This window comes from Thiocapsa sp. (assembly GCF_035467215.1).
GTDB lineage: Bacteria > Pseudomonadota > Gammaproteobacteria > Chromatiales > Chromatiaceae > Thiocapsa.
This window is the reverse complement of record NZ_DATITZ010000281.1, coordinates 1-9978: the sequence shown is the minus strand read 5'-3', so window position 1 is coordinate 9978 and position 9978 is coordinate 1. Positions and strand designations below refer to the sequence as shown.

At 64.5% G+C, this 9978-nt stretch carries 9 protein-coding genes and 1 pseudogene; 5 read left to right on the top strand and 5 right to left on the bottom strand.

The features are described 5' to 3' along the window. From VLR48_RS15920 to pyrC, 4 genes and pseudogenes are all read left to right on the top strand, one after another. Positions 1-1103 (top strand): annotated as a pseudogene (locus VLR48_RS15920) (bifunctional glutamine synthetase adenylyltransferase/deadenyltransferase); the annotation flags it as partial. Between the two features lie 59 nt (positions 1104-1162). Beyond that, positions 1163-2086 (top strand): branched-chain amino acid transaminase, encoded by a 924-nt coding sequence (locus VLR48_RS15915; protein WP_325292731.1) that lies wholly within the window; start codon positions 1163-1165, stop codon positions 2084-2086. Positions 2087-2249: 163 nt separating this feature from the next. Beyond that, the gene (locus VLR48_RS15910; protein WP_325292730.1) at positions 2250-2444 is read left to right on the top strand and encodes a zinc-finger domain-containing protein; all 195 of its coding nucleotides are present in this window, start codon (positions 2250-2252) and stop codon (positions 2442-2444) included. A 1-nt stretch (position 2445) separates the two neighbouring features. Continuing rightward, a complete protein-coding gene (gene pyrC / locus VLR48_RS15905; protein WP_414718618.1) occupies positions 2446-3489 on the top strand; it encodes a dihydroorotase in 1044 nt (347 codons plus the stop codon). A gap of 260 nt (positions 3490-3749) precedes the next feature. On the opposite strand, the gene VLR48_RS15900 is transcribed toward pyrC, so the two are convergent. Continuing rightward, positions 3750-4541 (bottom strand): VacJ family lipoprotein, encoded by a 792-nt coding sequence (locus VLR48_RS15900; RefSeq protein ID WP_325292729.1) that lies wholly within the window; start codon positions 4539-4541, stop codon positions 3750-3752. A gap of 319 nt (positions 4542-4860) precedes the next feature. Beyond that, complete coding sequence (locus VLR48_RS15895) at positions 4861-5757, bottom strand: TraB/GumN family protein (RefSeq protein WP_325292728.1); 897 nt, start codon at positions 5755-5757, stop codon at positions 4861-4863. Between the two features lie 173 nt (positions 5758-5930). Here VLR48_RS15895 and rnt point away from each other — a divergent pair, with 173 nt between their 5' ends. After that, entirely contained in the window at positions 5931-6566 is a 636-nt protein-coding gene (gene rnt / locus VLR48_RS15890) for a ribonuclease T (protein ID WP_414718156.1), read from the top strand. Positions 6567-6621: 55 nt separating this feature from the next. Here the strand turns inward: rnt and grxD are convergent, their stop codons facing one another. The 3 genes from grxD to VLR48_RS15875 form a co-directional block, all read right to left on the bottom strand. Further along, complete coding sequence (gene grxD, locus VLR48_RS15885) at positions 6622-6945, bottom strand: Grx4 family monothiol glutaredoxin (RefSeq protein WP_325292727.1); 324 nt, start codon at positions 6943-6945, stop codon at positions 6622-6624. A gap of 131 nt (positions 6946-7076) precedes the next feature. Beyond that, positions 7077-8861 (bottom strand): N-acetylglutaminylglutamine amidotransferase, encoded by a 1785-nt coding sequence (locus VLR48_RS15880; RefSeq protein WP_325292726.1) that lies wholly within the window; start codon positions 8859-8861, stop codon positions 7077-7079. 93 nt (positions 8862-8954) lie between these two features. Beyond that, on the bottom strand, positions 8955-9978 hold a 1024-nt coding region (locus tag VLR48_RS15875), incomplete at its 5' end, for a hydantoinase B/oxoprolinase family protein (protein WP_325292725.1).

Below are 9978 nucleotides of genomic sequence, written 5' to 3'. Positions count from 1 at the left end.
CGCGTCGACTTTACGCACCCCTGCGGCGGGTCGATCTGGAAGCCGAGCTCGATTCACTCCTGCTGCATGTCGATCCCGATGACCTGGAGCAGCAGATGGAGCGTCTGCGCCAGTTCTCGCAGGGCAACATGCTCCGCGTGGCCGCCGCCGACCTGACAGAGGTCATTCCGCTCATGGTGGTGAGCGACTATCTGACCGAGATCGCCGAGGTATCGATTCGGCGCGTCCTTCGGCTGGCCTTCGATCATCTGGTGCAGCGCCACGGCCGCCCGACCGAGATCATCGGGGAGGAGACCGGTTTTCTCGTGCTGGGCTACGGCAAGCTCGGCGGAATCGAGCTGGGCTACGGGTCGGACCTGGATCTGGTCTTCATCCACGGCACCGAGTCGCAAACGGCCATGACCGACGGGGCGAAGGAGATCAGCAACGAGCAGTTCTTCATGCGTCTAGGCCAACGCATGATCCACATGATGACCACCCAAACCCCCTCGGGCGTGCTCTACGAGATCGACATGCGTCTGCGCCCGGACGGAAACCGCGGGTTGCTGGTGCGCTCGCTTGCGGCCTTCGACGCCTATCAATCGAACGATGCCTGGACCTGGGAGCATCAGGCCCTGATCCGCGCGCGGCCCGTGGCCGGTGATCCGCAGTTGGCGACTCGTTTCGGCGCGCTGCGGCGCGAGATCATTTGCCGCGAGCGCGACCCCGAGCAGCTGCGCAAGGACGTGCGGGAAATGCGCGCGAAGATGCGTGCGAATCTCGACAAAAGCGGCGGCAGTCGTTTCGATCTCAAGCAAGGCCCGGGCGGTATTGCGGATATCGAGTTTATGGTTCAATACGCGGTCTTACGTTGGGCGTCGGGGCATCCGGCGCTGGCCGACTGGACGGACAATATCCGCCTGCTCGAAACACTCGGACGGCTCGATCTGCTGCCCGGGCGAGCGGCCGAAGACCTGACTGCCGCCTACAAGACACTGCGGGCGGCCTATCACCGCAGCGCCCTGCAGGAGCAGCCCAAAACGATCGCGGACGCGGATCTGCTGCCCGAGCGCGAGCGCGTCCAGTCCTTGTGGCTCGCCTTGATGGACGACCCTGCGTCCTGAGGGCGGTCTCTCGAATCGAAACGGGACCTTGATCCCGATGCAACCGGAGTGAGTCGACGATGGCAACGATGGAAGACCGTGATGGCCTGATCTGGCACAACGGCGAGATGGTGCCCTGGCGGGAGGCCAAGACGCATGTCCTGACTCACACCTTCCATTACGGCATGGGTGTCTTCGAAGGTGTGCGCGCCTACCGCACCGAGCAGGGTCCCGCAATCTTCCGTTTGCGCGAGCATACCGATCGCCTGTTCGATTCGGCGCATATCCTCGGCATGAAGGCGCCGTTCGACCGAGAGACCATCGACGAGGCCCAGCGGATCGCCGTGCGCGAGAACAACCTCGACTCGGCCTATATCCGTCCGATGTTCTTCTATGGCCCGGAGGGCATGGGTCTGCGTGCCGACAACCTCAAGGTGCACTGCATCGTCGCCGCCTGGGAGTGGGGCTCCTATCTCGGCGAAGAGAACATGAAGCGAGGCATCCGCGTGCGGGTCTCCTCCTTCACGCGTCATCATGTGAACGTCACCATGTGTCGCGCCAAGGCCAACGGCAACTACATGAATTCCATGATGGCGCTCCAAGAGGCGCTGCGCGACGGCTACGACGAGGCCCTGCTGCTCGATACCTCCGGGTTTGTCATGGAAGGCAGCGGCGAGAACGTCTTCATCGTGCGCAAAGGTGTGCTCTACACGCCTGACCTGACATCCGCCCTCGACGGCATCACCCGGCGTACCGTCATAACGCTGGCGCGCGAGCTCGGGATCGAGGTGGTCGAGAAGCGCATCACCCGCGACGAGGTCTATATCGCCGACGAGGCCTTCTTCACCGGCACCGCCGCGGAGGTGACGCCGATCCGCGAGGTCGACGGTCGGGCCATCGGCAACGGCGGGCGGGGTCCCATTACCGAGCAGCTCCAGAGCCTCTACTTCGATCTGGTGCACGGGCGTCTTCCGGCTTACCCGGAATGGCTCACCCCGGTTTAAATCGCGTCCGGTGATGGTTCGGACCGGTATCGGTTGGATTGATGCCGGGGCAATGATTCACCGCCGGAGCTGACGCGATTTAAAGAGAAGACAATGCACTCGCGGGCCTCGTGGATTCTTTTCGGGATCTGCCCGTTCATATCATTCGATGGAGACCTTGCCGATGTCCAATGCCGCTGTCGAGACGCGGAACGCGCATGAGCTGATCGAGGTCAGCCGCAAGGATCTGCCGCTGTCCTGCCCCCTGCCGGGTGCGCCCGTCTGGAATATGCACCCTCGGGTCTATCTGCCGATCGAAGACGAGCCGAGCCACGAGGCGACCTGTCCCTATTGCGGGGCGCGCTATCGGCTTGTTTGAGATGGCCGAGATCACGGAGCTTTGCATCGCTCGGCCGGACGACTGGCATCTGCATCTGCGCGACGGGGATGTCTTGGGGCATGTGCTCGCCCACACCGCGCGTTGTTTTGGACGGGCGATCGTGATGCCCAATCTCAAACCGCCGGTCGTGGATACCGCCGGGGCGCTCGCCTACCGGGCCCGCATCCTGGATACACTGCCGCCCGGCAGCGATTTTCAGCCCTTGATGACGCTCTATCTCACCGACGAGACGAGCCCGGACGAGATCGCCACGGCCAAGGCGAGCGGCCAGGTCTTTGCCTGCAAGCTCTATCCGGCCGGTGCGACCACCAACTCGGAAAACGGGGTCACGGACCTGCTCGGACGCTATCCGGTCTTCGAGGCGATGCAGCGCGTCGGTCTACCCCTTTTGGTGCACGGCGAAGTCACAGACGACCGGGTCGACATCTTCGACCGCGAGCAGCGCTTCATCGAGGAGCGCCTGGAGCCGATCGTCCGGGCGTTCCCGGACCTCAAGGTCGTCTTCGAGCATGTGACGACCGCCGAGGCTGTCGAATTCGTGCGCGACGGACCGCCAACCCTGGCCGCGACCATCACGCCCCATCACCTGCTGTACAGCCGCAACGCCATGCTGGCCGGCGGAATTCGCCCGCATCTGTACTGCCTGCCGATCCTCAAGCGCGAGACGCATCGACTTGCGTTGGTCTCGGCCGCGACCGGCGGCCATCCGCGGTTCTTTCTCGGCACCGACAGCGCCCCGCATGCGATCGAAGGCAAGGAGAGCGCCTGCGGTTGTGCCGGGGCCTTCAGCGCGCATGCCGCCATCGAGCTTTATGCCGAGGTGTTCGAGCAGGCGGGGGCGCTGGAGCGTCTGGAGGGATTCGCGAGTCACCATGGCGCGGACTTCTACGTCCTGCCGCGCAACACCGACACCATTCGTCTGAGCCGCGAGCCTTGGACCGTGCCGGCGTCCTATCCCTTCGGAACCAGCCGAGTAGTGCCCTTACGTGCCGGTGAAGCCGTTGCCTGGCGTCTGATGGCTTGAGGCGTTGCGTCGACGGACCTTGTCCATCAACCCGGCCACGTCGCTGATCGAAACGGGTGGACAAGCGCAGCGCAGTCCACCAGCGCCGGCGCAGGGTTCGGTGGACTTCGCTAGCGCTCGTCCACCCTAGCGGCCAGCTTCATGCTTTTTCGCGGAGATCGCAAAGTTTTTTGTCCCTAAACCGCGTCGGCTCCGGACCTCGTTGATCGGGCATGCCTCAACGGCGAGCTCAAGCCAAAGCAAATCGCTGCGGACGCGGTTTAGCCCGGATCGTTGTCGAAATCGATCTCGTCCCAGAAGTCCTCTTCACCTTCGATCGTCGGCGGATTGCCATCGTGAACCCGATAGTGACGTCGCTGCAGATAGGCGTCACGCAGCAGGATGTAGGGATCGATGGCCGCGTCCTCGAGGATCTCGCTGGTCGCCAAATAGTTGGCTCGCTTGTCGATCGCCCGCAGCGCAATCAGACCCCAGTAGATGTGGTCCCGATCGATGTCGAAGAGGGGATCGAGGTTGAACAAGGGATCCGTGAAGACATCGCCGACATCGCCGAAGGCGTCGCGCACGCTGCTCGGTCCCAGGAGCGGCAACATGATGAAGGCGCCCGAGTCGAGTCCCCAGTAGCCGAGTGTCTGACCGAAATCTTCCTTGTAGCTCGGCAAGCCCACGTTGGTCGCGACATCGACGAAGCCCAGCACGCCGACCGTCGAGTTGATGAAGAGCCGCCCGACATCGCTGCCGGCACGCGACATCTTGAACTGCAGCACGTTGTTGACGAACGAAGTGACGTCGGCGAGATTGCCGAAAAAGTTGGTCACGCCACGTTCGACCGGGTCCGGCGTGATGGCCTGATACCCCTTCGCAACCGGCTTGAAAAAGGCATTGTCGAAATCCGTATTGAACCGGAAGACGGCCCGATTGAAAGGCTCAAGCGGGTCGCGGGGCTCCGAGATCCGGCTCGGCGAGGTGGTGCAGCCCGCGCCGAGCAGCAGGATGACCAAGACCCCCAGCCAAGTCAGTTGTCGATAGGCGCTCAAATCACGGTCCTTCATGCGTAGCTGATCTCTCGCGACACGTTGTGCAAATGCTATCACAGCCCGTGCCTCGCTCGGCCCGTGCCGGGGCACGCCTTAAACCTAGATCCGACAGTTGACCGCTTATTGCCCCATGCAACGGACGGATAAAAGAACAAATCCAGCGACCTGCTTGGTCACCCGTCGGGTGACGGTCGCTACGGCCCCTGGAGCACGCCCCGCGCGGCGCCCGACTGCGTTGCAACTCGTTGGCGTAGAACCACTACGCCGCCTCGTTGCGCCTTGCCGGACACCGTGCGGGACGCACTCCAGGGGCCGTTCAACTGCCGGATCTAGGTTAAAAGATAGCCGTAACGCCGTAGTTGCGCTTGCGCAGCAGCGCAACGACGCCCTGATCGCCGGGAAGATGCAGGGCGCCGATCGCGATGAACCAGCCACCTTCGGCCAGCAGGGGCTCCATGCGCTCGAGCATGCGGCGGTTGCGTGAATCGATGACCACCTCTTGGAAGAGTGTGGCGAGTCGGGGGTCGGTGTCCTCGAGGTGCTGCTCGCTGAGGTGCTGCAGCTTATCGACATCGCGTTCCACATAGGCGGCGATCAGTGCCTCGAAAACGAGCGGCAGTTGCTCGACCGTCGCCAGCGTCTCGCGCAGCAGCGTGATCTGATCGGTCTCGGAGAGTGCGTCGAAGACGGCGAGCTGCTCGGTCATGGTTTCAAGACCCTCGACCCGCTTGCCGTCCGCGACCGCCCGATGAAAGAGCAGCATGTCCAGGAACTCGCCTGTCTCGGAAGGCGGGCTGCTGAGCAGGGTTACGACGGCCCAGGGCTTGAGGTCCTTGAACGCCTCCTCGGGCATCCCGATGCCGACGAGGGCATCGGTGGTCTCCTGGTAGAGGTCTGCGGGTAGAACGTCGCGCAACAGGCGACCGTCGGTGTAGGCCATGGTGATCATCGCCCGAATGATGGCGGAGGCATCCGGGACCACCTCGAGGGCGACGTTCGGGCTCGTATCGAAGGCATTACTTACCGGCACGGGCAGCTCCACGACTCGAGGATCCTCGCTGTGGATCGTGCCGAAGAGAAAGCTCGGAGGGGCACCTGTCGGGGGGCGGATCTCGAAGAGGATACCCTGCGTCGCGGCGGACCCTGCGGGTGCGTCGGCGATCGTCGATGAATCGGCCCGGGTGCAGGTTCCGGTCGCGAGTAATGCGGCGAGCAGGAGTCGCGCGATCATGGCGCGCCCCGTCGGGCGAGGTGGACGACATGGTCCACCTCGGGCAGCGCGGGGAGCCGAGTGCAACCCGCAACGGCACGGAACGACGGCCACGGCGACGTGCCGCCACGATCACGGTGTTTGGCATTCATCCGTGCGCCACTTATGCTGTCGCCATGAACCAAGAACCCAAAATGAGAGAAGGGATCGCCGCGCGCTTTCGGGGCTTTCTGCCGGTGGTGGTCGATGTCGAAACAGCCGGTTTCGACGCTCAGCGGCATGCCCTGCTGGAGATCGCCGCCATTATCATCCGAATGCTTCCCGACGGGCGAGTCGAGCCGGCTGCTCCGATTGCCTGTCACGTACTGCCCTTTGTCGGCTCGGAGATCGACCCGAGCGCGTTGGCGTTCAACCGGATCGATCCCGACCACCCCTTCCGGGATGCGATCTCGGAATGGGATGCCTTGACCCGTATCCTCACGCCGATCCGCAAGGCGGTCAAATCGACCGGGTGCAATCGGGCGATCCTGGTCGGGCACAACGCCCACTTCGACCTCGGTTTCGTGAAGGCGGCCGTCGAGCGGACCGGATTCAAGCGTAACCCGTTTCACGCCTTCAGCGTCTTCGACACCGTGACCCTGTCCGGCCTGATGTTCGGTCAGACCGTGTTGGCGCGTGCGGCAAAGGAGGCGGGGCTCGGCTGGCAGAGCAGCGAGGCCCACTCGGCGATCTACGACGCCGAGCAGACCGCGCGTCTGTTTTGCACCGTCGTGAATCGCTGGCGCGAGCTCGATCCGGTGCGGGTTTGGGAAGAGAGGGAACCGATGTAAACGGGCGCGAAAACGATCGGAGGGATCAGAACTCGCCAACCCCTGCACCGAGCGCTCAGGCGTGCTTGGCAGCCGCCTCTTCCATCATGCTCTTGAGCTGGCCGCCCGCGTGAAGCTCCAAGGTGATGTCGCAGCCGCCGACCAGCTCGCCGTCGATATAGATCTGGGGGAAGGTCGGCCAGTCGGCATAGCGCGGCAGATTCTCGAAGATCTCGGGATCCTGCAGGACATTCACGTAGGCAAAGGGAACGCCGCACTCCTGCAACGCGGCCGAAGCCCGCATCGAAAAGCCGCACTGCGGAAATTGGGGTGTGCCCTTCATGTAGATGACGACCGGGTTGGTCTTCACCTGCTCGCCGATTCGCTCCAAAACATCCATCGCTGACCTCGTAGGCTTGTTGACGACCGATCCGCAAAGGTTCGGGACGCTGATTAGGTTTTCAAGCTACCCCGAAAGGGGAGGGGTCATGTCTCCCGGTTGGGTCCTTGCACTTCCCGGTGCGATCGCGCTTATCCTGTCGAGTCGACATTGCGCTGCAACCAAAGCTCCAAAAGCGCGAGATGCCACAGCTTGTTGCCTTGGATGCGTGTGTGGTGCATGTCGGGCGCAGCGAGTAGCTGATCCAGATAGGCCCGGCGGTAGAGGCCGCGCTCTTGGCTTGCTCGTGACGCGAGCACATCGCGCATCAGCTCCAGGAAGGGACCACGTACGTATTTGAGCGCCGGCATCGGGAAATACCCCTTAGGTCGGTCGATGACGGCATCCGGGAGGAGTCCGCGCGCCATCGCCTTCAGCGGATATTTTCCGCCCTCGCGCAGCTTGAGCTCGGGCGGGCAGCGCGCGGCCAGCTCGACCAAGTGGTGATCCAGGAAGGGCACCCGCGCCTCGAGACCCCAGGCCATCGTCATGTTGTCGACCCGTTTGACCGGGTCGTCGACGATCAGTGTCGTTGCGTCCAGACGCAGGACCGCATCCAGCAGCTCGTCCGCGTCGGGCTCGGCCAGGCGCTCGGCGATCAGCGCGGAGGTGTGGTCCTCGCCTGCATAGGCATCTGTGACCATCCGCAGGTATTCGTCGTGGTCGCGGTCGAAATAGTGTTTGGCGAAGCGTTCGACCGGCGAGCCCTCACGCTCGGCGGCGATGCGCGGATACCAAAAATAGCCGCCGAAGACCTCGTCCGCGCCCTGGCCGGACTGCACCACCTTGACCTCGCGCGAGACCTGCTCGGCCAGGAGATAAAAGGCCACGGCGTCCTGACCGAACATGGGCTCGGTCATGGCGTCGATCGCCTCGGGCAGACGCTGCAGGACCTGCGCGTTGGGGACCAGGAAGCGGTGATGCCGCGTGCCGTAGCGCTCGACAACGAGATCCGAATACTGGAACTCGCTCCCGGCCTCTTCCGGCGTGTCCTCGAAACCGACCGAGAAGGTGTGCAGGTCCGACACGCCGGCCTCCGCCAGCAGGGCGACCAGTAGGCTTGAATCCAGCCCGCCCGAGAGCAGCACCCCGACCGGCACGTCCGCCACCTCGCTGCGGATCTTCACCGCGTGGCGCAGAGCGACGTGGATCGCCTCCAGCCAATCCGCGTCGCTCCGGGGCTCGGCCGGGCGCGTGGCATCCAAACGCCAGTAAGTGCCTTCGGTCCGGCCGCCGCGAGCGTCGAACCGCAGCCAGTGTCCGGGCGTGAGTTTGCGCACCCCGCGCAGGATAGTGCGCGGCGCGGGGACCACGGCATGAAGGGTAAAGAGATGATGCAGCGCGACCGGGTCGATGGCCGTATCCACCCCGCCGCCCGCCAGAAGCGCCTGCGTGCTGGAGGCAAAACGCAGCGTTCCGCCTTGCTCGGACCAGTAGAGCGGTTTGATCCCGAAGCGGTCGCGTGCGAGAAAGAGCACCTGCTGATTGGCGTCCCAGACGGCGAAGGCGAACATCCCGTGCAGGCGCGCGCAGCAGTCGCTTCCCCACGCGTGCCAGGCCTTGAGGATGACCTCGCTGTCGCCCTCGGAGAAGAATCGGTAGCCCAGATCCTGCAGCTCGCGACGCAGCGCCCGGTAGTTGTAGATGGTCCCGTTGAAGACCAGCGCGAGGCCCAGCTCGGCATCGACCATCGGCTGATTGGAGCGCACCGAGAGGTCGATGATGGAAAGGCGCCGATGCCCGAACCCGAGCGCACCGCCGCTGTAGCTCCCGCCGTGGTCCGGCCCACGCCGCACCAGCTCGCCCATCATGGCCTGGATGGTCTCCAGGTCGGCCGGGGCGCCGTCGAATCTCAACTCACCGCAGATACCGCACATCGGACCGCTCCCGTCAGGTCGGGATCGCGCGTCGGCGATCCCGTTTTGTGATCCTGGATTTGAACCGCAAAGGCGCGAAGGACGCAAAGGAAATCAATCGCGACTTATACCTTCCGGCTCCGGCTCGCGCCCCCAACCGCCGCCGCCGGGTGTCTCCACGGCGAGGCGATCTCCAGGCTCGACATGAAGAGTGACCTTGGGCGGCAGCTCTTCGCCATTGAGCCGATTGCGGCCGGCGCGCGCGGGGCCGCCACCCGCGAGGCCCCAAGGCGCGATCCGACGGCGCTCGGTCAGCAGCGTCACCTCGGCCGGTGCGAGAAAGGTCAGCTCGCGGATCAAGCCATCGCCGCCGGCGCGTGCCCCTCGGCCTCCCGATCCGGATCGCAAGGCATACCGCGACACCCGCAGCGGAAAGCGCGTCTCCAGGACCTCGATGGGCGTATTCAGCGTGTTGGTCATGTGGGTCTGAACGCCGGACCAACTGCCGCCGGTCGCCCCCGCGCCCATGCCGCCGCCGATGGTCTCGTAGTAATCCCAGGCGGCGCCGGTCTCGGCGCTGCCGACCGCTAGGTTGTTCATGCTGCCCTGACTGGCCGCCGGGATGCGATCCGGGATCGCTTGAGCCAGCGCGCCCAGCACGACATCCACCACGCGGCTGCTGGTCTCGACATTGCCCGCGGCCACGGCTGCCGGGCGCTGCGCGTTGAGCAAGCAGCCGGGCGGCGCACTCAGGCCGATCGAGCGGAAGGTTCCGGCACAGGCGGGCGTTTGTGGCGGCATGAGACAGCGAAAGACGTAGAACACGGCGGCCGCGGCGACCGAGAGCGGGCAATTGATGTTGCCGGCGACCTGCGGTGCGGTGCCTGCGAAATCGACATGGATCCGCTCGGGCGTCACATCGAGGGTGACCCGGATCGGGATCGCCTCGGTCCCCTGCCCATCGTCGTCCATCAGGTCTTCGAAGTCGTAGCGTCCCGCCGGGATCGTGCCGAGGGCTGCACGGGCAAGGCGCTCGGCATAGTCGTCGAGTGCCCGGATCGCCGACACGTAGGCCGCGACGCCGAGGCCGTCGATCAGTCCCCGCAATCGGGTCAACCCGGCACGATTGGCACCGATC

Bases quoted from the DNA above. Each gene is read 5' to 3' on its own strand.
- VLR48_RS15915 (WP_325292731.1), top strand. From the start codon at position 1,163: ATGGCAACGATGGAAGACCGTGATGGCCTGATCTGGCACAACGGCGAG.
- VLR48_RS15910 (WP_325292730.1), top strand. From the start codon at position 2,250: ATGTCCAATGCCGCTGTCGAGACGCGGAACGCGCATGAGCTGATCGAG.
- pyrC (WP_414718618.1), top strand. From the start codon at position 2,446: ATGGCCGAGATCACGGAGCTTTGCATCGCTCGGCCGGACGACTGGCAT.
- VLR48_RS15900 (WP_325292729.1), bottom strand. From the start codon at position 4,541: ATGAAGGACCGTGATTTGAGCGCCTATCGACAACTGACTTGGCTGGGG.
- VLR48_RS15895 (WP_325292728.1), bottom strand. From the start codon at position 5,757: ATGATCGCGCGACTCCTGCTCGCCGCATTACTCGCGACCGGAACCTGC.
- rnt (WP_414718156.1), top strand. From the start codon at position 5,931: ATGAGAGAAGGGATCGCCGCGCGCTTTCGGGGCTTTCTGCCGGTGGTG.
- grxD (WP_325292727.1), bottom strand. From the start codon at position 6,945: ATGGATGTTTTGGAGCGAATCGGCGAGCAGGTGAAGACCAACCCGGTC.
- VLR48_RS15880 (WP_325292726.1), bottom strand. From the start codon at position 8,861: ATGTGCGGTATCTGCGGTGAGTTGAGATTCGACGGCGCCCCGGCCGAC.